This is a genomic window from Actinosynnema sp. NPDC059797 (assembly GCF_042732085.1).
Taxonomy (GTDB): Bacteria; Actinomycetota; Actinomycetes; order Mycobacteriales; family Pseudonocardiaceae; genus Actinosynnema.
Genome location: NZ_JBHWIE010000037.1, coordinates 23,552 through 45,531 on the forward strand (window position 1 = coordinate 23,552; position 21,980 = coordinate 45,531).

The window sequence follows — 21,980 nt, forward strand, 5'->3', positions numbered from 1 at the left end:
CTCGAAGTTCAGCCGATCGTGTGGCCCTGTATGACCGGTCCGGTGGCCCTAGGCTGCGGGTATGCCCCACGCCACCCGCCGTGCCGCCCTGCGAGCCTCGCTCCGGGCGCAGGAGCTGGACGCCCTGCTGGTCACCAACCTGCTCAACGTCCGCTACCTGACCGGCTTCACCGGTTCGAACGCCGCGCTCCTGGTGCACGCCGAGTCGGACGGGTCGAGCCTGTTCTGCACCGACGGCCGCTACCTCACCCAGGCCGCCGCGCAGGTGCCCGACCTGGAGCGGGTCATCGACCGCCCGTGCGACGCGGCGCTGCTCGAGCGGGCCACCGGCGCCCGCCGGGTGGGCTTCGAGAGCCACGACGTGACCGTGGACGGCCTGGACGCGCTGCGGGGCGCGGCCGGTGACGCGGCGCTGGTCCGCGCGCCCGGCCTGGTCGAGGCGCTGCGCGTGGTCAAGGACGACGCCGAGGTCGAGGCGCTGCGCATGGCGTGCGCGGCGGCCGACCGCGCCCTCGCCGACCTGATCGAGCACGGCGGCCTGCGACCCGGCCGCACCGAGCGGGAGATCGCGCGCGAGCTGGAGGGCCGCATGCTCGACCACGGCGCGGCCGGCCCGTCGTTCGAGTCGATCGTGGCGGCCGGGGCGAACTCGGCCGTGCCGCACCACCGGCCCACCGACGCGCTGGTCCACCACGGCGACTTCGTCAAGCTCGACTTCGGCGCCCTGGTCGACGGCTACCACTCGGACATGACCCGCACCGTGGTCGTCGGCCGCGCCGCGGACTGGCAGCGGGACCTCTACCAGCTGGTCGCGGCCTCCCAGGCGGCGGGCCGCGCCGCCCTGGCGGTCGGCGCGGAGGTCTCCTCCGTGGACGCGGCGGCGCGCGGCGTGATCGACGCGGCCGGCCACGGCGAGCACTTCCTGCACGGTCTCGGCCACGGCGTCGGCCTGCAGATCCACGAGGCTCCGGCGCTGTCCAAGGCGGGTGACGGTACACTTCTGCCCGGTATGGCGGTCACCGTCGAGCCCGGTGTGTACCTGGCCGGGAAGGGTGGTGTCCGCATCGAGGACACGCTCGTGGTGCGCGAAGGCGCCCCGGAGCTCCTCACCCTGACCACGAAAGAGCTCGTGGTCGTCTGACGTCCGAGCAGTCGGCGCTCGCCGGCACTCACCCACAGGAGAGCCCACCACCGTGGCCACGACCAACGACCTGAAGAACGGCCTGGTGCTGAACCTCGACGGCCAGCTCTGGACCGTCACGGCGTTCCAGCACGTCAAGCCGGGCAAAGGCGGCGCCTTCGTGCGCACCACGTTGAAGCACGTCCTGACCGGCAAGGTGGTGGACAAGACCTTCAACGCGGGCACCAAGGTCGACACGGCGACCGTGGACAAGCGCGGCATGACGTACCTGTACAAGGACGGCGCCGACTTCGTCTTCATGGACGGCGAGACCTACGACCAGATCACCGTCCCGGCGGCGACCGTCGGCGACGCGGCGAACTACATGCTGGAGAACCAGGAGGCGATCGTCGCCATCCACGAGAGCACCCCGCTCTACGTGGAGCTGCCGACCTCGGTCGAGCTGGTCATCCAGCACACCGACCCGGGCCTGCAGGGCGACCGCTCCACCGGCGGCACCAAGCCCGCCACGCTGGAGACCGGCGCGGAGATCCAGGTCCCGCTGTTCGTCACCACCGGCGAGAAGATCAAGGTCGACACCCGCGACGGCCGCTACCTCGGCCGCGTGAACGGCTGAGATGGGCGCACGCAGCAAGGCCCGCAAACGCGCGGTCGACGTCCTCTACGAGGCGGACGTGCGGGGCGTGGACCCGGTCACCCTGATCGCCGAGCGCGTCGGCTCCACCGACGTGCCGCCGGTCAACGACTACACGGTCAGCCTCGTGGAGGGCGTCGCCGCGCACCGCGCGCGGATCGACGACCTGATCTCCGAGCACTCCGAGGGCTGGACGCTCCAGCGCATGCCGGCGGTGGACCGGGCGGTGCTGCGGGTCGGGCTCTACGAGCTGCTGTGGGCGGGTGACGTGCCCGACGCGGTGGCGATCGACGAGGCCGTGGAGCTGGCCAAGGGCCTGTCCACGGACGACTCGCCGAGGTTCGTCAACGGCGTGCTGGGCCGCATCGCGGTCATCGCGGACCAGCTCCGCGCCGTCCTGTAGCAACACCGGCAGGGGGTCGCGTCCCGCTCACCACGAGCGGGTCACGGCCCCCTCTGCCGTGCCCACCGGGACCCGATGACACCACCCGGGTCCCGGCAGCTCCGTGCTTCAGTCCTCCTTGGCCGGTCGGGCCTCGGGGGGAAGCACGCCCCAGTCGATGAGCTGCTCGGTCAGCTCACCGGGTGTCATGTCGTAGATGATGGCGAGGGACCGCAGGTCCTCGGTCCGGATCGACAGCACCTTGCCGTTGTAGTCACCGCGCTGGCTCTGGATGGTGGCCGCGTACCGCGCGAGCGGCCCGACCTTCTCCGCCGGCAGCTGTTGCAGCCGCTCCAGGTTGATGACGATCTTCGTGGCGGGCTCCGCCCCCGACGGGACCCGACCCTCCGGCAGCAGTTCGGCCACCGGCACCCCGTAGAAGTCGGCCAGCTCGGCCAGCTTCTGCACGGTGACGGCTCGGTCGCCGCGCTCGTAAGAGCCCACGACCACGGCCTTCCAGCGACCGCCGGACTTCTGCTCGACGCCGTGCAAAGACAAGCCCTGCTGCTGGCGGATCGCGCGGAGCTTTGCCCCCAGCGCCTTGGCGTAGTCGCCCATGTGGCGGTTCTCCGTTCATTCGCCCCGTCAGCCGGTAGGGGACTGCCGCGGGGAGGCTTAGATCAATACGCAGAGTAATGATTGCTCTCCGTGGTCACCAGGTCAAGCTGATCTCGTTGGGACAGGTGGGCGAGACCACGGACACCACCCGGAAGATTGACCGTCCGCGCCTGATACCGTGCTGGTCAGCCCGGTCGCAACCGGGTGTCCGACGTCCTTTAAGGACCCGTCCTGCGAGGCGGGGAAGGAGGTCCACCGTGGCGCCACGTCAACGTGGCGCGACGGACCCGGCCGGGGAGCGCGAGCTCCTGTCGGCCGGCGACGTCGCGCGCACCGTCGCCCGAATGGCCCATCAGATCATCGAGAAGACCGCTCTAGGTGCACCCAGCGCACCGGAAGTAGTCCTGATGGGGATCCCGAGCCGCGGCGCCCCGCTGGCGCGCCGGCTGGGCGCGCGGATCGCCGAGTTCAGCGGGGTCGAGGTGCCCACCGGCACCCTGGACGTGACCCTGTACCGGGACGACCTGCGGCGGGGCCCGACCCGCCCGCTGGAGGACACGAAGCTCCCCGGCGGCGGCATCGACGACAAGCTCGTGGTCCTGGTCGACGACGTGCTGTTCTCCGGCCGCACCATCCGCGCCGCGCTCGACGCCCTGCGCGACCACGGCCGCCCGCGCGCCGTGCAGCTGGCCGTGCTGGTCGACCGGGGTCACCGCGAGCTGCCGATCCGCGCCGACTACGTGGGCAAGAACGTGCCCACCGCGCGGTCCGAGGAGGTCCACGTGCTGCTGGCCGAGTTCGACGACCGCGACGGGGTGGTCCTGCGGTGAAGCACCTGCTGTCCACCGAGGGCATCGACCCGGCCGAGGCCACCGCGGTCCTGGACACCGCGGCCCGGCTCAAGCAGGCCCTCGAAGGCCGTGAAGTGCGCAAACTCCCCACGTTGCGCGGTCGCACGGTCATCACCGTGTTCTACGAGAACTCCACCCGCACCCGGGTCAGCTTCGAGATCGCGGGCAAGTGGATGAGCGCGGACGTGGTGAACGTCTCCTCGTCCGGCTCCAGCGTGGGCAAGGGCGAGTCGCTGCGCGACACCGCGCTGACCCTGGCCGCGGCGGGCGCGGACTGCGTGATCATCCGCCACCCGGCGTCCGGCGCGGCGCACCGCCTGGCCGGCTGGCTGCGCGAGGCGGGCACGTCCGTGGTCAACGCGGGCGACGGCACGCACGAGCACCCCACCCAGGCCCTGCTCGACGCCGCCACCCTGCGGGAACGCCTCGGCGACCTGCGCGACCGCCGGATCGCGATCGTCGGTGACGTGCTGCACAGCCGCGTGGCCCGCTCGAACGTGCACCTGCTGACCGCGCTCGGCGCGGAGGTGACTCTGGTCGCACCGCCGACGCTGCTGCCCGCGGGGGTGGAGAATTGGCCGGTGGGCGTCTCGCACGAGCTGGACGCCGAGCTGCCGAGCCACGACGCGGTCATGCTGCTGAGGGTGCAGGCGGAGCGCATGTACAGCGGGCCCGCCGGCGCGGGAGGCAGCGGACATTTCTTTCCGTCGGCCCGCGAGTACTCCATCGCCTACGGCCTGAACGACAACCGGCTCAAGCTGCTGCCCGAGCACGCCGTCGTGCTGCACCCCGGCCCGATGCTGCGCGGCATGGAGATCGCCTCGTCGGTCGCCGACTCGCCCCGCGCCGCCATCACCGACCAGGTGCGCAACGGCGTGCACGTGCGCATGGCCGTGCTGTACCACCTGCTTGCCCACGAGGAGGAAACCGCGTGAACCCCTTGATCATCAGGGGAGTACGGCCCTACGGCGAGGGCGATCCGGTCGACGTGCTGGTCCGCGACGGCGTGGTCGCCGCGATCGGGGAGGTCGCCGAGGACGGCGCCGACGTGGTCGAGGGCAACGGCGCGGTCCTGCTGCCCGGCTTCGTCGACCTGCACACCCACCTGCGCGAACCCGGCCGCGAGGACACCGAGACCATCGCCACCGGCTCGGCCGCGGCGGCCCTGGGCGGCTACACGGCCGTGTTCGCCATGGCCAACACCGACCCGGTCGCGGACAACGCGGTGGTGGTCGGGCACGTCGCCCGCCGCGGCCGCGAGGTCGGCCTGGTGGACGTGCACCCCGTGGGCGCGGTCACCGTCGGCCTGAAGGGCGAGAAGCTCGCCGAGCTGGGCACCATGGCCAAGGCGGGCGTGCGCGTGTTCTCCGACGACGGCCACTGCGTGCACGACCCGCTGATCATGCGCCGGGCCCTGGAGTACAGCAAGGCGCTGGACGTGGTGGTCGCCCAGCACGCCGAGGAGCCCCGCCTCACCGTCGGCGCGCAGGCCCACGAGGGCGAGCACGCCGCCCGGCTGGGCCTCCAGGGCTGGCCGGCCGCCGCCGAGGAGGCGGTCGTCGCCCGGGACTGCCTGCTCGCGAAGCAGGTCGGCGCCCGCCTGCACGTCTGCCACGTCTCCACCGCGGGCACGGCCGACGTGCTGGCCTGGGCCAAGGCGCGCGGCACCGACGTGTCCGCCGAGGTCACCCCGCACCACCTGCTGCTGACCGACGAGCGCCTGGCCACCTACGACCCGGTCAACAAGGTCAACCCGCCGCTGCGCGGGGCGGGCGACGTCGAGGCGCTGCGGCGGGCGCTGGCCGAGGGCGTCATCGACTGCGTGGCCACCGACCACGCGCCGCACGCCGTCCAGGACAAGGACACCGAGTGGGCCGCCGCCCGACCCGGGATGCTCGGCCTCCAGACCGCGCTGTCGATCGTGGTGGCGACCATGGTCGAGACCGGCCTGCTGGACTGGCGCGGCGTGGCGCGGGTGATGAGCGAGCGGCCCGCCGCCATCGCGGGCCTGCCCGACCAGGGTCGCCCGATCGAGGTCGGCGAGCCCGCCAACCTCGTCCTGGTCGACCCGGGCGCCCGCTGGACCGTGCGCGGCGCGGAGCTGGCCAGCATCGCCGCCAACACCCCGTATGAGGGGATGGAGCTGCCCGGCGCGGTGGTCGCCACCGTGTTGCGCGGGCGCGTGACGGCACTCGGCGGAAGGATCCCCGCATGACCCGCGTGCTGCTGTCCCTGCTGGTCCTGGCGATCTTCCTGCTCTGCCTGTACGGCATGTGGCGCGGCTGGCAGAACCGCAAGCGGCGCCAGGCGGACCTGCCCGAGTTCCCGGCCCCGCCCGCCGAGCCCGGCGCCACCGTGCTGGAGACGACCGGCGTGTACGTCGGCACGACCCTGGGCGGCGACTGGCAGGACCGGGTGGCGGTGGGCGACGTCGGCCACCGCGCCGAGTCCGTGCTCAGGCTCACCGAGCGGGGCGTGCTGGTGGAGCGCGCGGGCGCGAGCCCGCTGTGGATCCCCGCCGACCGGGTCGAGGGCGCCCGCACGGCGCGCGGCCTCGCGGGGAAGGTGATGACCGCGGACGGCCTGCTGGTCGTGCGCTGGCAACTCGGGGACCGGGTGCTCGACACCGGGTTCCGGGGCGACGACAAGGACGTGTACGAGCAGTGGGTGCTAGCCCTGGGAGGCGACCGATGACCAACGCGGCACTGGTTCTCGAAGACGGCCGGGTGTTCCGCGGCGAGGCGTACGGCGCGCTCGGCGCGAGCCTGGGCGAGCTGGTGTTCTCCACCGGCATGACCGGTTACCAGGAGACCCTGACCGACCCGTCCTACCACCGCCAGATCGTGGTGCAGACCGCGCCGCAGATCGGCAACACCGGCTGGAACGACGAGGACGACGAGTCGGGCCGGATCTGGGTGGCGGGGTACGTGGTGCGCGACCCGGCGCGGGTGCCGTCCAACTGGCGCTCCCGCCGGAGCCTCGACGAGGAGCTGACCAGGCAGGGCGTCGTCGGCGTGTCCGGCATCGACACCCGCATGCTCACCCGCCACCTGCGCGAGCGGGGCGCGATGCGCGCGGGCGTGTTCTCCGGCGACGAGCTGGGCACCGCCGGGGAGATGCTGGAGCGCGTGCGCACCGCGCCGGAGATGACGGGCGCGGACCTCGCGGGCGACGTGACCACGCCCGAGCCGTACGTGGTCGAGGCGGTCGGCGGGCGCCGGTTCACGGTGGCCGCGCTGGACCTGGGCATCAAGTCCAACACCCCGCGGATGATGGCCGCCCGCGGCATCGAGGTGCACGTGCTGCCGCTGTCCTCGACGGTGGAGGACATCGCCGCGGTCAAGCCCGACGGCGTGTTCCTGTCCAACGGCCCCGGCGACCCGGCCACCCAGGCGCACGCGGTCGAGCTGACCCGCGGCGTGCTGGACCGGCGCATCCCGCTGTTCGGCATCTGCTTCGGCAACCAGATCCTGGGCCGCGCGCTCGGCCGGGACACCTACAAGCTGCGCTACGGCCACCGGGGCATCAACATCCCGGTCATCGACGTGGCCACCGGCCGAGTCGCCATCACCGCGCAGAACCACGGCTTCGCGCTGGAGGGCGAGCCGGGGGAGGAGTTCACCTCCGACTTCGGCCGCGTCCAGCTCAGCCACTACTGCCCCAACGACGGCACGGTCGAGGGCGTGCGCGCGCTGGACGTGCCCGCCTTCAGCGTGCAGTACCACCCGGAGGCGGCGGCCGGTCCGCACGACGCCGCACCGCTGTTCGACGAGTTCGTGACGATGATGGACGAGGGTCGCTGATGCCGAAGAGGACTGATCTCAAGCACGTGCTGGTCATCGGCTCCGGCCCGATCGTCATCGGTCAGGCCTGCGAGTTCGACTACTCCGGCACCCAGGCATGCCGGGTGCTCCGCGAGGAGGGCATCAGGGTCTCCCTGGTCAACTCCAACCCGGCGACGATCATGACCGACCCGGAGTTCGCCGACGCCACCTACATCGAGCCGATCACGCCGGAGTTCGTGGAGAAGGTCATCGCGGCCGAGCGGCCGGACGCCGTGCTGGCCACCCTGGGCGGCCAGACCGCGCTGAACACCGCCATCGCCCTGCACGAGCGGGGCGTGCTGGAGAAGTACGACGTCGAGCTGATCGGCGCCGACATCGACGCCATCCAGCGCGGCGAGGACCGCCAGATGTTCAAGGACATCGTGCGCAAGATCGGCGCCGACGTGCCGCGCAGCGCGGTGTGCAAGACCATGGACGAGGTCCGCGAGACCGTCGCCGAGCTGGGCCTGCCGGTGGTCATCCGGCCGTCGTTCACCATGGGCGGCCTCGGCTCGGGCATGGCGCACACCCCCGAGGAGCTGGAGCGGCTGGCCGCCTCCGGCCTCGCGGAGTCCCCGGTCACCGAGGTGCTGATCGAGGAGAGCGTGCTCGGCTGGAAGGAGTACGAGCTGGAGCTGATGCGCGACCGCAACGACAACGTGGTCGTGGTCTGCTCCATCGAGAACATCGACCCGATGGGCGTGCACACCGGCGACTCGGTGACCGTCGCGCCCGCGATGACGCTCACCGACCGCGAGTTCCAGCACATGCGCGACGTCGGCATCGCGGTCATCCGCGAGGTCGGGGTGGACACCGGCGGCTGCAACATCCAGTTCGCCATCCACCCGGAGAACGGCCGCATGGTCGTCATCGAGATGAACCCGCGCGTGTCCCGCTCCTCCGCGCTGGCGTCCAAGGCGACCGGCTTCCCGATCGCCAAGATCGCCGCAAAGCTCGCCATCGGCTACAGCCTCGACGAGATCCGCAACGACATCACCGGCGAGACCCCGGCGTCGTTCGAGCCGACGCTGGACTACGTGGTGGTGAAGGTGCCGCGGTTCGCCTTCGAGAAGTTCCCCGGCGCGGACCGCACCCTCACCACGACCATGAAGTCCGTCGGCGAGGCCATGGCGATCGGCCGCAGCTTCATCGAGGCGTTCGGCAAGGCGCTGCGCTCCATGGAGACCAAGTCGGTCGGCTTCTGGACCACCCAGGACCCCGACACGACCGTCGAGGCCACCCTGGAGGCGTTGCGCACGGGCCACGACGGCCGGCTCTACACGGTGGAGCGCGCGCTGCGGCTCGGCGCGAGCATCGAGCAGGTGCACGAGGCCTCGCGCATCGACCCGTGGTTCCTGGAGCAGATCGCCTGGCTGGTCGACCTGCGCCGGGAGATCGAGTCCGCCCCGGTGCTCGGCTCCCGGCTGCTGCGCAAGGCCAAGCGGGCGGGCCTGTCCGACCGGCAGGTCGCCGCGCTGCGCCCGGAGCTGGCCGGCGAGGACGGCGTGCGGGCGCTGCGGCACCGCCTGGGCGTGCGGCCGGTGTTCAAGACCGTCGACACCTGCGCCGCCGAGTTCGCCGCGCGGACGCCGTACCACTACTCGGCCTACGAGCTGGACCCCGACGCCGAGACCGAGGTCGTCGGCCAGGCCGACAAGCCGAAGGTGCTGATCCTGGGCTCGGGCCCCAACCGCATCGGCCAGGGCATCGAGTTCGACTACTCGTGCGTGCACGCGGCCATGGCGCTGCGCGCCGCCGGGTACGAGACGGTGATGGTCAACTGCAACCCGGAGACCGTGTCGACCGACTACGACACCTCCGACCGGCTCTACTTCGAGCCGCTGACCTTCGAGGACGTGCTGGAGGTCGTGCACTCCGAGCGGGCCTCGGGCACCGTGGCGGGCGTGATCGTGCAGCTCGGCGGCCAGACGCCGCTGGGCCTGGCGCGCCGGCTGGCGGACGCGGGCGTCCCGGTCGTGGGCACGCCGCCGCACGCCATCCACCTCGCCGAGGACCGGGGCGCGTTCGGCCAGGTGCTCACCGACGCGGGCCTGCCCGCGCCGAAGTACGGCACCGCCACCTCGTTCGCGCAGGCCAAGGCCATCGCCGACGAGATCGGCTACCCCGTGCTGGTGCGCCCGTCGTACGTGCTGGGCGGTCGCGGCATGGAGATCGTCTACGACGAGGAGTCCCTCCAGGGCTACATCCAGCGCGCGACCGAGGTCAGCCCCGAGCACCCGGTGCTGGTCGACCGGTTCCTCGACGACGCCATCGAGATCGACGTGGACGCCCTGTTCGACGGGCACGAGGTGTTCATCGGCGGCGTGATGGAGCACATCGAGGAGGCCGGCGTGCACTCCGGCGACTCGGCGTGCGTGCTGCCGCCCATCACGCTGGGCGAGACCGACATCGAGAACGTCCGCCGCTCGACGCTGGCCATCGCCCGCGGCATCGGGGTGCGCGGCCTGCTCAACGTCCAGTACGCGCTCAAGGACGACGTGCTGTACGTGCTGGAGGCCAACCCGCGGGCCTCGCGGACCGTGCCGTTCGTGTCCAAGGCGACCGCGGTGCCGCTGGCCAAGGCGGCCGCCCGGATCATGCTCGGCGCCACCGTCGCCCAGCTGCGCGAGGAGGGGCTGCTGCCCGCCGGCGACGGCGCCCGGCTGCCCGCGCACGCCCCCGTGGCGGTCAAGGAGGCCGTGCTGCCGTTCCACCGGTTCCGCACGCCGGAGGGCAAGGGCGTCGACTCGCTGCTCGGCCCGGAGATGAAGTCCACCGGCGAGGTCATGGGCATCGACGTGTCGTTCGGCACCGCCTTCGCCAAGTCCCAGACCGCCTCCTACGGCTCCCTGCCCACCTCGGGCCGGGTGTTCGTGTCGGTGGCCAACCGGGACAAGCGGGCCATGATCTTCCCGGTCAAGCGGCTCGCCGACCTGGGCTTCGAGGTGCTGGCCACCAGCGGGACGGCCGAGGTGCTCCGCCGCAACGGCATCCCGTGCACGGTGGTCCGCAAGCACTTCGAGGGCGAGGGGAACGTGGTCGACGCGATCCTCGACGGCACCGTGGACCTGATCATCAACACCCCGTACGGCAACAGCGGGCCGCGCGTGGACGGCTACGAGATCCGCACCGCGGCGGTGGCCAAGGACATCCCGTGCGTCACCACGATCCAGGGCGCGGCGGCGGCCGTGCACGGCATCGAGGCGGCCATCCGCGGCGACATCGGCGTGCGGCCCCTCCAGGCCCTCCAGGCGGCCCTGCGGGGTGGCGAATGAGGTTCGGGGAGCGCCTGGCCGAGGCCGTCGACCGGCACGGCCCGCTGTGCGTCGGCATCGACCCCCACCCCGGCCTGCTGGCGTCCTGGGGCCTGCCCCAGGACGCCTCCGGGCTGGAGCGCTTCGCGCTCACGTGCGTCGAGGCGTTCGGCGGCCGCGTGGCGGTGGTGAAACCGCAGTCCGCGTTCTTCGAGGCGTACGGCTCGAAAGGCGTGGCGGTGCTGGAAAGGGTCATTTCCGACCTGCGCGGCAGCGGCACGCTCGTCCTGGTGGACGCCAAGCGCGGGGACATCGGCTCGACCATGGCCGCCTACGCGGCGGCGTACCTGACCGAGGGGTCGCCCCTGGCCGGCGACGCGGTCACCGTGTCGCCGTACCTCGGGTTCGGCTCGCTGCGACCCGCCCTGGAAGCCGCCGCGGCGAGCGGCCGCGGAATATTCGCGCTCGCGTTGACTTCGAATCCGGAGGGGGCTTCGGTGCAGCGCGCCACGGGTCCCGGCGGGCGTTCGGTGGCGCAGTCGGTGGTGGACGAGGCGGCCCGCGCGAACGCGGGCGCCGAGCCGCTCGGCGACGTCGGGCTGGTGATCGGCGCGACCGTGGGCGAACTCGACCTCGACCTCTCTGACCTGCGAGGACCCATCCTGGCGCCGGGTTTCGGGGCCCAGGGCGGCACGGTCGGGGACCTGCGCGCGCTGTTCGGCGAGGACCTGCGCGGGGTGCTGCCGACGTCCTCCCGGGACGTGCTCAGGCACGGTCCGGAGACCGCATCCTTGCGGTCTGCGGTGGACGCCGTGCGGTGCTCGCTGGAGATGTGATCACGATCAAATCGCGACACGCTTCGCGTGGTCCGCTCACCAGCGCAAACGGTCCCTGGTACGGTCCAGTCCACCGACGGGTCCATCCCCCATCGAGCGCATACCACACAGGGCGTGCGCAGGGCGTTACCGGTGGCGGTGATGGGCCTGTTGGAGGGTGTTGGTACTACTACCACCCGCCGCACCACACCAGCGCTGAAAGATTCACCTGACTGGGACCCACGTTGTACCCAGGCAATTGCGCTCGGTACGGTCGCGGCACCGATCCAGAATTGAAATTCCCACACCACGGAGGAAATCGTGGCCCTTCCCCAGCTTACCGAGGAGCAGCGGGCCGCAGCGCTGGAGAAGGCTGCTGCCGCTCGTCGCGCTCGGGCTGAGCTCAAGGAGCGCCTCAAGCGTGGCGGCACGACCCTGACGGACGTGCTGAAGGCCGCCGAGAGCGACGAGGTCCTTGGCAAGATGAAGGTGTCCGCGCTGCTCGAAGCCCTTCCGGGCGTCGGCAAGGTTCGCGCGCAGCAGATCATGGAGCGCCTGGAGATCGCGCCGAGCCGTCGGCTGCGCGGCCTCGGTGAGCGGCAGCGCAAGGCGCTGCTCACCGAGTTCAGCGGCGAGTGAGTGATGGCACCGGGGCGGGGTCGGGCGCACGCGCCCGGCCCCGCCTCACCGTCCTGTCCGGGCCCTCCGGCGTCGGCAAGTCCAGCGTGCTGGCCGAGCTGCGCCGCATGGGGCCCGACATCCACTTCAGCGTCTCGGTGACCACCAGGAAGCCGAGACCGGGCGAGGTCGACGGGGTGCACTACCACTTCGTCGACGTGGCCGAGTTCCGCCGGATGGCCCGGAGCGGCGAGCTGCTGGAGCACGCCGAGTTCGCGGGCAACTGCTACGGCACCCCCCGGGAACCCGTCGTGCGGGCCCTGGCGTCCGGCAAGCCGTCCCTGCTGGAGATCGAGCTGCAGGGCGCGCGCCAGGTCCGGGCCGCCATGCCGGAGGCCCAGCTGGTCATGCTGGCGCCGCCGTCCTGGGACCACCTGGTCGGCCGGCTGGTCGGCCGCGGCACCGAGGACCCCGCCGTGGTGGCCCGCCGGCTGGAGATCGCCCGCGAGGAGCTGGCGGCCGAACCGGAGTTCGACGAGGTCGTGGTGAACGACGACGTCGAGGCGGCTGCCGCGAGCTTGCTAAACTTGGTGGTCGGCCCAGTGCCCGGCACGCCCTGACGCGTGCGCGGCAGGCGCGGGACGACCCCGAACGCACACCAACCGCAGGAGCGTTGACGAGTGACCACGCACACCGAGCTGGGCCCGCTGTCGGGTTCTCCGGAGGGCATCACCAACCCGCCGATCGACGACCTGCTGGAGCAGGTCAGCTCGAAGTACGCGCTGGTGATCTACGCGGCCAAGCGGGCGCGCCAGATCAACGACTACTACGCGCAGCTCGGCGAGGGCCTGCTCGAGTACGTCGGCCCGCTGGTCGAGCCCGGTCCGCGCGAGAAGCCGCTGTCGATCGCGCTCCGGGAGATCCACGCCGGTCTCCTCGAGCACACCGAAGGCGAGTGACCGGGACCGTCGACGCCCCCGACCGGCCCAGGATCGTCCTCGGGGTCGGAGGGGGCATCGCCGCGTACAAGGCGTGCGAGGTGCTGCGCCGGCTCACCGAGTCCGGCCACTCCGTGCGCGTCGTGCCCACCGACGGGGCGTTGAAGTTCGTCGGCGCGGCGACGTTCGAGGCGCTGTCCGGACAGCCCGTGCAGGCGGGGGTGTTCGAGGACGTCCCCTCGGTGCCGCACGTGAAGCTGGGGCAGACCGCCGACCTGGTCGTCGTGGCGCCCGCCACGGCCAACCTGATCGCCAAGGCCGCCCACGGCCTGGCCGACGACCTGCTCACCAACACGCTGCTGACCGCGCGCTGCCCGGTCCTGCTCGTGCCCGCGATGCACACGGAGATGTGGGAGCACCCGGCCACCCGGGCCAACGTGGCGCTGCTGCGCTCGCGCGGCGTCGTGGTGGCCGAGCCCGCCAGCGGCAGGCTCACCGGCAAGGACACCGGCAAGGGCAGGCTCCCCGAGCCCGCGGAGATCGTGGACCTGGCGCGGCTGCTGCTGGCGCGCCCCGACGCGCTGCCGCGCGACCTGGAGGGCCGGCACGTCGTGGTGTCCGCGGGCGGCACCCGCGAACCGCTCGACCCCGTGCGCTACCTGGGCAACCGCTCGTCCGGCCGGCAGGGCTACGCCCTGGCCAGGGTCGCCGCCCAGCGGGGCGCGCGCGTCACGCTCGTCGCCGCGCACACCGCCGACCTGGCCACCCCCGCGGGCGCGGACCTGGTGCGCGTCGGCTCCGCCGAGGAGCTGCGCGCGGCGATGCGCTCCGCCGCCGAGACCGCCGACGTGCTGGTGATGGCCGCCGCCGTGGCGGACTTCCGGCCGGTCGACCTCGCCGAGCACAAGATCAAGAAGGGGGACCGCGACCCGGACCCCGTCGCGCTCGCCCGCAACCCGGACGTCCTGGCCGAGCTGGTCGCCACCCGGCGCCCCGGCCAGGTCGTCGTGGGCTTCGCCGCCGAGACCGGCGACGGCGAGACCGACGTGCTCGGCTACGGCCGCGCCAAGCTCAAGCGCAAGGGCTGCGACTGGCTCGTGGTCAACGCGGTCGGCGACGGCAAGGCGTTCGAGGTCGAGGACAACGCCGGCTGGCTGCTCTCCTCGGGCGGCGCGGAGACCCCCATCCCGCACGGCTCGAAAGCGCAACTGGCGTCCGTTGTGTGGGACGCCATTGCGTCCTCGACCGAACATTGAGGAAGACCCTGGTCGGGCTCAGTAAGCTTGACCTGTTGTCGGATAGGTCTAGCTAGGGAGTGCCGTGAGCCAGCACAGCAGCAGGCTGTTCACCAGCGAGTCTGTGACCGAGGGGCACCCCGACAAGATCTGCGACGCGATCAGCGACTCGATCCTGGACGCGCTGCTGGCCAAGGACCCCCGCTCGCGCGTGGCCGTGGAGACCCTGGTCACCACCGGTCAGGTGCACGTCGCGGGCGAGGTGACCACCGAGGTCTACGCGGACATCCCGTCGATCGTGCGGGACAAGATCCTGGAGATCGGCTACGACTCGTCGGCCAAGGGCTTCGACGGCCACTCCTGCGGGGTCAACGTGGCCATCGGCGCCCAGTCGCCCGACATCGCGCAGGGCGTGGACACCGCGTTCGAGCAGCGGGTCGAGGGCGAGCAGGACGACATCGCCAAGCAGGGCGCCGGCGACCAGGGCCTGATGTTCGGCTACGCCTGCACCGACACCCCCGAGCTGATGCCGCTGCCGATCGCGCTGGCCCACCGCCTGTCCCGGCGGCTGACCGCGGTCCGCAAGGACGGCACCGTGCCGTACCTGCGGCCCGACGGCAAGACCCAGGTCACCATCGAGTACGCGGGCGACCAGCCGGTGCGCCTGGACACCGTGGTCGTGTCCACGCAGCACGCCGACGGCATCGACCTGGAGAAGCTGCTCGGCGTCGACGTGCGCGAGCAGGTGGTGGCGCCCGAGATCGCCGCGCTCGAGCTGGACACCTCCGCCGTGAGGCTGCTGGTCAACCCCACCGGCCGGTTCGTCATCGGCGGCCCGATGGGCGACGCGGGCCTGACCGGCCGCAAGATCATCGTCGACACCTACGGCGGCATGGCCCGCCACGGCGGCGGCGCGTTCTCCGGCAAGGACCCGTCGAAGGTGGACCGGTCGGCCGCGTACGCGATGCGCTGGGTGGCGAAGAACGCCGTGGCCGCGGGCCTGGCCACGCGCATCGAGGTGCAGGTGGCGTACGCGATCGGCAAGGCCGCCCCGGTCGGGCTGTTCGTGGAGACCTTCGGCACCGAGACGGTGGACCCGCAGAAGATCCAGCAGGCCATCCAGGAGGTCTTCGACCTCCGCCCGGCCGCGATCATCCGCGACCTGGACCTGCTGCGCCCGATCTACGCCCCGACCGCCGCCTACGGCCACTTCGGCCGCACGGACGTCGACCTGCCGTGGGAGAGCACGGACCGCGCGACCGACCTCCGCGCCGCCGCGGGGGCCTGACCCGGGGCCGTCGGCCCCGGGGCGCGAGGCCGCCGGCCGGCGCCGCGACCTGCGCGTCCACGGAGGCGCGGGAGACCGGCGCCTTCCCGCGGACCGCGTCGAAGCCGTGGTGCGCGCCGGGCACCTCCAGCGGCTCGCGGTCGACGCCTGCCCGCCGCGGCCCGGACCGGCAGTCGCGCGGCGGGAAGGGGTGCCCGGGGCATCGGGCACCCTCCGTGAACCCGGAAGTCCTGTTCGGCGCGGACTGCACCTCGGCCCTCCCCGGGCACACCGCCCGGCGGGCACAATTCCGGCGGCCGGCCGCTGCCCGCCACGCCGGCGTGGCCGCCGGTTCACCTCCGGTCACTAGACACCGTGCCCATGGTCGTCTCACGCCGCGCCCTGCTGACCGCCGCCGTGGCGGGTTCCCTCCTGCCGCCCTCGGTGCACCGGGCCCTGGCCCGCGAACCGCGCCGCGGCGGGCTGTCCGCCATCGAGCACGTCGTGCTGCTGATGCAGGAGAACCGGTCGTTCGACCACTACTACGGCACGCTGCGCGGCGTCCGCGGCTTCTCCGACCGCAACGCCCTGGACGGCGTGTTCGACCAGGGCGGCACCCTGCCGTTCCCGGTCCGCGGCGGCGCGGGCGACGCCCAGTACATCGGCGACCTCGACCACAGCTGGGACGGCGGTCACCGGGCCCTGCGCGGCGGCTGGCACGACTCCTGGGTCCCCGCGAAGACCCCCGCGACCATGGCCTACTACGACCGCCGGGACCTGCCGTTCCACTACGAGCTGGCCGACACGTTCACCCTCTGCGACGCCTACCACTGCTCCGTCCCCACCTCCACGAGCCCCAACCGCAACTACTGGGTCAGCGGCTACACCGGGTTCGAGGCATCCGGTGAACGAGCGGTCACCAACGCCGCCTACGCGGAGGACACCCACCCCGGTTACCCGTGGCGGACCTACGCCGAGCGGCTCCAGGAGGCCGGCCACTCCTGGCGCGTCTACCAGGAGTGGGACAACTTCCAGGACAACAACCTGGAGTTCTTCACCCGCTTCAAGGAGGTCGCGCGCAAGGCGCTGCGCGGCGGGCACCGCAGCCTCGACTCCTTCTACGCCGCGTTGGCGCGCTCCGCGGAGCCGGAGAAGGTGCTGGCCGAGCTGGAGGAGGGCGTGCAGGCCCTCACGCCGGAGGAGCGCGCGCTCTACGACCGCGGCCTGCGCCGCGTGCGGCCCGGCGCCCTCGCGGCGGAGTTCCGCGCCGACGTGACCGCCGGCCGGCTGCCCCGGGTCTCGTACCTGGTGGCGCCGTCCACCGGGTCCGAGCACCCCGGCGCGTCCTCGCCCGCCGCCGGCGCGGCGCTCACCTACCAGGTGCTGGACGCCCTGGCCTCCGTGCCGGAGGTGTGGGACACCACGGCGCTGTTCATCACCTACGACGAGAACGACGGCTACTTCGACCACGTCCCGCCGCCGCGCCCGCCCGCCGGGGTCGCCGACGAGCACGCGGGCGACCGGCCGCTCGGCCTCGGCCCGCGCGTGCCGATGACCGTGGTGTCGCCCTGGACCGTCGGCGGTTACGTCAACTCCCAGGTGTTCGACCACACCTCCACGACCCGCTTCCTGGAGCGCTGGCTCGGCGTGCCCGCGCCGGACATCAGCGCCTGGCGGCGCACCGCGTGCGGCGACCTGACCTCGGCGTTCGACTTCGGCCGCCGCCTGCGCCGGCCCGCGCTCGCGCCGCCGCCCGAGGTGCCGCCCGCCTCGCCGCGCTGGCGGCCGACGCCGCCCGCGGACCAGCGGATGCCGGTGCAGGAGCCGGGCGTCCGGCCCGCGCGGGCGCTGCCGTACCAGCCGGACGCGTTCGGGGTCGCCGAGGGCGGGGAGGTGCGGGTGACGTTGCTGAACTCCGGGGCGGAGAGCGTGCACCTCGCGCTGTACCCGTACGCGGGGGAGTTCGAGTTCCCGGTGCACTTCGACGTGCGCTCGTCGGAGGACTTCGCGGTGCCGTTCGGCGGCTCGTACCGGTTCACGCTCATCGGCCCGAACGGCTTCCGGCGGGAGTTCGCTGGGGAGCGCGGCGAGTCGGTGTCCGCGTCGTCGTCGGTGCACGGGCACAGCCGGGTGCTGAGCGTGGTGCTGGCGAACTCCGGCACGTCGGACGCGACGTTCTCGATCACCGGCGACGGGCGGGACTTCAAGGTGGTCGTGCGCCCCGGCCGCCGCCGGTCGGTGCCGTGGCTGACCGAGTTTCGCCACGGGTGGTACGACGTGGTGGTGGCCTGCGGCGCGTTCCACCGCAGGCTGGCCGGGCACGTGGAGAACGGCCGGGAGAGCATCTCCGGATGATCACCCGATAGGGAACTTGCCCCAGTCGAACACCTGTTCGATACTAAATCCATGACCACGACAACTCCTCTGACCGGTTCCTCTCCCTCCTCTCTCGTCCCTTCCCTGCCACCGGTTGCCGAACGCGGTCGTGACGGGCCGGTGGCGGCCACCCGGGGCGAGGGCGTCCACAGCGGTCTCTGGTAGACCTCCCTCCGTGGCGGGCAAGGCGAGCACCAGGCGCGGGGAGCGGGTCCCCGCCGCCTCGATGCCGGTTGCCCGCGTGTGCGTCGACGTGCCGTTGGCGCACCTGGACCGCCCGTTCGACTACCAGGTCTCCGCGGAGCAGGACGCGGACGCGGTGCCCGGCTGCCGGGTCCGGGTGCGGTTCGCGGGGCAACTGGTGGACGGCTACCTGCTGGAACGGGCGGAGTCGTCGGAGTACGACCGGAAGCTCACGTTCCTGGACCGGGTGATCTCGCCGGAGCCGGTGCTGTCCCCCGAGGTGGCGGAGCTGGCGCGGGCGGTGGCCGACCGGTACGCCGGGTCGTTGATCGACGTGCTGCGCATGGCCATCCCGCCCCGGCACGCGCGGGCCGAGGCGAAGCCGTCGCCGGAGCCGGGGCCCGCGCCGGCGGCGCCCTCGGGCGAGGGCTGGGAGCGGTACCCGCTGGGGCCGCGCCTGCTCGAAGCGCTGCGCTCGGGCCGTGCCGCCAGGGCGGTGTGGCAGGCGCTGCCCGCCGAGGACTGGCCGGCCCGGCTGGCCGAGGCGGCGGCGTCGATGGCGAGCACCGGCAGGGGCGCGCTGGTGGTCGTGCCGGACCACCGGGACCTGGCGCGGCTGCACGAGGCGTGCCTGGCGCTCATGCACGAGGCGGACGTGGTGGCGCTGTCGGCCGACCTCGGGCCCGCCGAGCGGTACAAGAGGTGGCTGGCCGTGCGGCGGGGTTCGGTGCGGGTGGTGCTCGGCACGCGCGGGGCGGCGTTCGCGCCGGTGCACGACCTGGGCCTGGTCGTGGTGTGGGACGACGGCGACGACCTGCACGCCGAACCCAGGATGCCGTACCCGAACGTGCGCGACGTGCTGGTGCAGCGCTCGCACCTGACCGGGGCCTCGTTCCTGGTCGGCGGTTTCGCCCGGACCGCCGAGGCCCAGGTGCTGGTCGACAGCGGCTGGGCGCACGAGGTGGTGGCGTCCCGCGACACGCTGCGCTCGGTGGCGCCGCGCGTGGCGGCCGTCGGCGACAACGACTGGCAGGAGGTGAAGGACCCGGCGGCGAGATCGGCGAGGCTCCCGTCCATCGCGTTCGACGCGGCCCGAGCCGCGCTGTCGGCCGACACCCCGGTCCTGATCCAGGTGCCGCGCCGGGGCTACGTGCCGGCGCTGGCGTGCGGCCAGTGCCGGTCGCCCGCCCGGTGCCGCCGCTGCGCGGGACCGCTGGCCCTGCCGGGCGGCACGCGGGACGGCGAGCCCAGGCCCGCGTACTGCCGCTGGTGCGGTGCGACGGAAGCCGCCTTCCGCTGTCCGAACTGCGGCTCGCGCCGCCTGCGCGGGCAGGTCATCGGCGCCCGCCGGACGGCCGAGGAGCTGGGCCGCGCGTTCAACGGCGTCCCGGTCCGCACGTCGGGCGGCGACGAGGTGCTGTCCACCGTGCCCGGCGGCCGGTCGCTGGTGGTGGCGACCCCCGGCGCGGAACCGGTGGCCCCGGGCGGCTACGGAGCCGCCCTGCTCCTGGACGGCTGGGCCCTGCTGGGCCGCGCCGACCTGCGAGCCGCCGAGGAGGCCCTGCGCCGCTGGATGACGGCGGCGGCGCTGGTGCACGAGGCGGGCCGGGTCGTGGTGGTCGCCGACTCGTCCCTGGCGCCGGTGCAGGCCCTGGTCCGCTGGGACCCGGTGTGGCACGCCAGGCAGGAACTGGCGGCGAGGGAGGAGCTGGGCTTCCCGCCGGCGGTGCGCATGGCCACGGTGGACGGCTCCCGCGACGCGCTGGCCGCCGTCCTCGAAGACCTCCACCTGCCCCCGAGCGGGGAGGTCCTGGGGCCGGTCCCACTGGACGAGGACAGGGAACGAGCCCTGGTCCGGGTGGCCCGCCCGGACGGCCGAACCCTGGCCGCGATCCTCGGCGAGGTCCAAGCGGTGCGCAGCGCACGAAAAGAACCCGAGGCGGTCCGCGTGAAACTGGACCCGCTCGAAGTCCTCTGACCCGCCGAACCGAACCCCGGGTCAGGCCGGCCGAACCCCTTCGCGCCCCTTCGCCTCGGCCCCTTCCTCCTCGCCCCTCCACCTCGTCGCCCCGTACTCACCCATCGGGAACCAGCCACTCGGGAGGTTCAGGTTTCCGCCGGCTTGGAGTAGAAGGGAACGATGCTCCGGTCGACTGTCGCCAGCGTCCTCGCATCCCTCCTCCTCGTCCCGCTCCTGCCCGCCGTCGCGGGTGCCGCCGCCGCCGCCGCGCCGCCACGGGTGCCCGAAGCCGTTGGTAGTGGTGGGGTGGTGTCCAGCATCGATCCCGACGCCTCGCAGATCGGGATCGAGGTCCTGCGCCGAGGTGGGAACGCGGTGGACGCCGCCGTCGCCACCGCCGCCGCGCTGGGCGTCACCGACCCGTTCTCCGCCGGCATCGGCGGTGGCGGCTTCTTCGTCCACTACGACGCCCGCACGCGCAAGGTCTCCACATTGGACGGTCGGGAGACCGCGCCCGCCTCCGCCGACGCCGACCTGTTCGTCGAGGACGGGGCGGTGATCCCGTTCGCGGAGGCCGTCACCAGCGGGCTGTCGGTCGGGGTGCCCGGCACGCCCAAGACCTGGGAGCAGGCGCTCCGCAGGTGGGGCACCTTCTCGCTGGACCGGGCCGTCAAGCCGGCCGAGGACCTGGCCCGGCGCGGCTTCCAGGTGGACGCCACCTTCAACCGCCAGGTCACCGAGAACGCCGCCCGGTTCGCGGACTTCACCTCGTCCCGCGAGCTGTACCTGCCGAACGGGACGCCGCCCGCCGTCGGCAGCACGTTCCGCAACCCGGACCTCGCCGACACCTACCGCGAGCTGCGCAGGAAGGGCGTCCGCACCTTCTACGAGGGCGACCTGGCCCGCGAGGTGGCGCGGACCGTCCAGCAGCCGCCGGTCGTCGCCGGGGCCACCCGCGAGGTCCGGTCGGGCGGGATGACGACCGCCGACCTGCGCGGCTACACCGTCGCGAACCGCGAGCCGACCCGCGTCCGCTACCGGGGCCTCGACGTGTTCGGCATGGCCCCGCCCTCGTCCGGCGGCACCACGGTCGGCGAGGCCCTGAACATCCTGGAGACCACGAAGCTCGCCGAGGAGACGCCCACCCAGTACCTGCACCGGTTCCTGGAGGCGAGCCGCCTGTCCTTCGCCGACCGCAACCGGTGGGTGGGCGACCCGGCGGCCGCCGACGTCCCGACCCGGGAGCTGCTGTCCCAGCGCTTCGCCGACAGCCGGGCGTGCCTCATCGACCCGACCAAGGCCCTGACCAGCCCCGTCGCCCCCGGTGACCCGCGCAACCCGGCTCCGTGCGCGACCACCGGCGAACCCGCCGCGACCCCGTACGAGGGCACGGACACCACGCACCTCACCGTCGCCGACCGCTGGGGCAACGTCGTCGCCTACACGCTGACCATCGAGCAGGAGGGCGGCAGCGGCATCGTCGTGCCCGGCCGGGGCTTCCTGCTCAACAACGAGCTGACCGACTTCTCGTTCACCCCGGTCACGCCGGGCGTGCCCGACCCGAACCTGCCCGGCCCCGGCAAGCGCCCGCGCTCGTCCATGTCGCCGACGATCGTGCTGGACCACGGCAAGCCGGTGCTGGCCCTCGGCTCGCCCGGCGGCGCGAGCATCATCACCACGGTCCTCCAGGTGCTGGTCCAGCGGCTGGACCGGGGCACGCCGCTCGTCGAGGCCATCGCCGCGCCGCGCGCCTCCCAGCGCAACGCCGCGAGCACGCAGGCCGAACCCGCCTTCCTGGCCACCTCGGAGGCGCAGGCCCTGCAAGCCCTGGGGCACCGCTTCACCCCGACCAACGAGATCGGCGCCGCGACCGCCGTCGAACGC

The 21,980-nt window shown here is 73.1% G+C and carries 19 protein-coding genes; 18 read left to right on the plus strand and 1 reads right to left on the minus strand.

Annotation, left to right across the window (positions count from 1 at the left end; all coding sequences use genetic code 11):
- The first annotated feature begins 61 nt into the window (after positions 1 to 61).
- Genes ACFV4N_RS13035 through nusB form a run of 3 tightly spaced genes read left to right on the plus strand, consistent with a single transcriptional unit; the run spans position 62 to position 2,178 of the window.
- Entirely contained in the window at positions 62 to 1,141 is a 1,080-nt protein-coding gene (locus ACFV4N_RS13035) for a M24 family metallopeptidase (RefSeq protein WP_499672712.1), read from the plus strand.
- 52 nt (positions 1,142 to 1,193) lie between these two features.
- The gene (gene efp, locus ACFV4N_RS13040; protein WP_499672713.1) at positions 1,194 to 1,757 is read left to right on the plus strand and encodes an elongation factor P; all 564 of its coding nucleotides are present in this window, start codon (positions 1,194 to 1,196) and stop codon (positions 1,755 to 1,757) included.
- 1 nt (position 1,758) lies between these two features.
- Positions 1,759 to 2,178 carry a transcription antitermination factor NusB gene (gene nusB / locus ACFV4N_RS13045; RefSeq protein ID WP_499672714.1) on the plus strand — a complete coding sequence of 140 codons (420 nt, stop codon included), beginning with the start codon at positions 1,759 to 1,761 and terminating at the stop codon, positions 2,176 to 2,178.
- A 108-nt stretch (positions 2,179 to 2,286) separates the two neighbouring features.
- Here the strand turns inward: nusB and bldD are convergent, their stop codons facing one another.
- Positions 2,287 to 2,775: a transcriptional regulator BldD gene (gene bldD / locus ACFV4N_RS13050; RefSeq protein WP_015103676.1), complete on the minus strand. Its 489-nt coding sequence runs from the start codon at positions 2,773 to 2,775 to the stop codon at positions 2,287 to 2,289.
- 257 nt (positions 2,776 to 3,032) lie between these two features.
- Between bldD and pyrR the strand changes: the two genes are divergently transcribed.
- The 15 genes from pyrR to ggt all read left to right on the plus strand — a co-directional run.
- Complete coding sequence (gene pyrR / locus ACFV4N_RS13055; RefSeq protein WP_499672715.1) at positions 3,033 to 3,605, plus strand: bifunctional pyr operon transcriptional regulator/uracil phosphoribosyltransferase PyrR; 573 nt, start codon at positions 3,033 to 3,035, stop codon at positions 3,603 to 3,605.
- Positions 3,602 to 4,561, plus strand: coding sequence for an aspartate carbamoyltransferase catalytic subunit (locus tag ACFV4N_RS13060; RefSeq protein WP_499672716.1), 960 nt, complete (start codon positions 3,602 to 3,604; stop codon positions 4,559 to 4,561). Before pyrR ends, ACFV4N_RS13060 begins: the two co-directional genes overlap by 4 nt.
- On the plus strand, positions 4,558 to 5,841 hold the full coding sequence (locus ACFV4N_RS13065) for a dihydroorotase (RefSeq protein WP_499672717.1): 1,284 nt from the start codon (positions 4,558 to 4,560) through the stop codon (positions 5,839 to 5,841). The genes ACFV4N_RS13060 and ACFV4N_RS13065 overlap by 4 nt, the downstream gene beginning before the upstream one ends.
- On the plus strand, positions 5,838 to 6,320 hold the full coding sequence (locus ACFV4N_RS13070) for a PH-like domain-containing protein (RefSeq protein WP_499672718.1): 483 nt from the start codon (positions 5,838 to 5,840) through the stop codon (positions 6,318 to 6,320). Before ACFV4N_RS13065 ends, ACFV4N_RS13070 begins: the two co-directional genes overlap by 4 nt.
- The gene (gene carA / locus ACFV4N_RS13075; protein WP_499672719.1) at positions 6,317 to 7,429 is read left to right on the plus strand and encodes a glutamine-hydrolyzing carbamoyl-phosphate synthase small subunit; all 1,113 of its coding nucleotides are present in this window, start codon (positions 6,317 to 6,319) and stop codon (positions 7,427 to 7,429) included. Before ACFV4N_RS13070 ends, carA begins: the two co-directional genes overlap by 4 nt.
- Positions 7,429 to 10,725: a carbamoyl-phosphate synthase large subunit gene (carB, locus tag ACFV4N_RS13080; RefSeq protein ID WP_499672720.1), complete on the plus strand. Its 3,297-nt coding sequence runs from the start codon at positions 7,429 to 7,431 to the stop codon at positions 10,723 to 10,725. Before carA ends, carB begins: the two co-directional genes overlap by 1 nt.
- A complete protein-coding gene (gene pyrF / locus ACFV4N_RS13085) occupies positions 10,722 to 11,540 on the plus strand; it encodes an orotidine-5'-phosphate decarboxylase (RefSeq protein ID WP_499672721.1) in 819 nt (272 codons plus the stop codon). The genes carB and pyrF overlap by 4 nt, the downstream gene beginning before the upstream one ends.
- A 300-nt stretch (positions 11,541 to 11,840) precedes the next feature.
- Positions 11,841 to 12,158: an integration host factor, actinobacterial type gene (gene mihF, locus ACFV4N_RS13090; protein WP_033427832.1), complete on the plus strand. Its 318-nt coding sequence runs from the start codon at positions 11,841 to 11,843 to the stop codon at positions 12,156 to 12,158.
- Positions 12,155 to 12,757, plus strand: a complete 603-nt coding sequence (gene gmk / locus ACFV4N_RS13095) for a guanylate kinase (protein WP_499672722.1) — start codon at positions 12,155 to 12,157, stop codon at positions 12,755 to 12,757. Before mihF ends, gmk begins: the two co-directional genes overlap by 4 nt.
- A gap of 60 nt (positions 12,758 to 12,817) precedes the next feature.
- Positions 12,818 to 13,096 (plus strand): DNA-directed RNA polymerase subunit omega, encoded by a 279-nt coding sequence (gene rpoZ / locus ACFV4N_RS13100; RefSeq protein ID WP_015103666.1) that lies wholly within the window; start codon positions 12,818 to 12,820, stop codon positions 13,094 to 13,096.
- Positions 13,093 to 14,331: a bifunctional phosphopantothenoylcysteine decarboxylase/phosphopantothenate--cysteine ligase CoaBC gene (gene coaBC / locus ACFV4N_RS13105; RefSeq protein WP_499672723.1), complete on the plus strand. Its 1,239-nt coding sequence runs from the start codon at positions 13,093 to 13,095 to the stop codon at positions 14,329 to 14,331. The genes rpoZ and coaBC overlap by 4 nt, the downstream gene beginning before the upstream one ends.
- Positions 14,332 to 14,395: 64 nt before the next feature.
- A complete protein-coding gene (metK, locus tag ACFV4N_RS13110; RefSeq protein WP_499672724.1) occupies positions 14,396 to 15,598 on the plus strand; it encodes a methionine adenosyltransferase in 1,203 nt (400 codons plus the stop codon).
- A 360-nt stretch (positions 15,599 to 15,958) separates the two neighbouring features.
- A complete protein-coding gene (locus ACFV4N_RS13115) occupies positions 15,959 to 17,932 on the plus strand; it encodes a phosphocholine-specific phospholipase C (RefSeq protein ID WP_499672725.1) in 1,974 nt (657 codons plus the stop codon).
- A 196-nt stretch (positions 17,933 to 18,128) separates the two neighbouring features.
- Positions 18,129 to 20,114 (plus strand): primosomal protein N', encoded by a 1,986-nt coding sequence (locus tag ACFV4N_RS13120; protein ID WP_499672726.1) that lies wholly within the window; start codon positions 18,129 to 18,131, stop codon positions 20,112 to 20,114.
- Between the two features lie 162 nt (positions 20,115 to 20,276).
- A partial coding sequence (gene ggt / locus ACFV4N_RS13125; protein WP_499672727.1) for a gamma-glutamyltransferase occupies positions 20,277 to 21,980 on the plus strand: 1,704 nt, incomplete at its 3' end.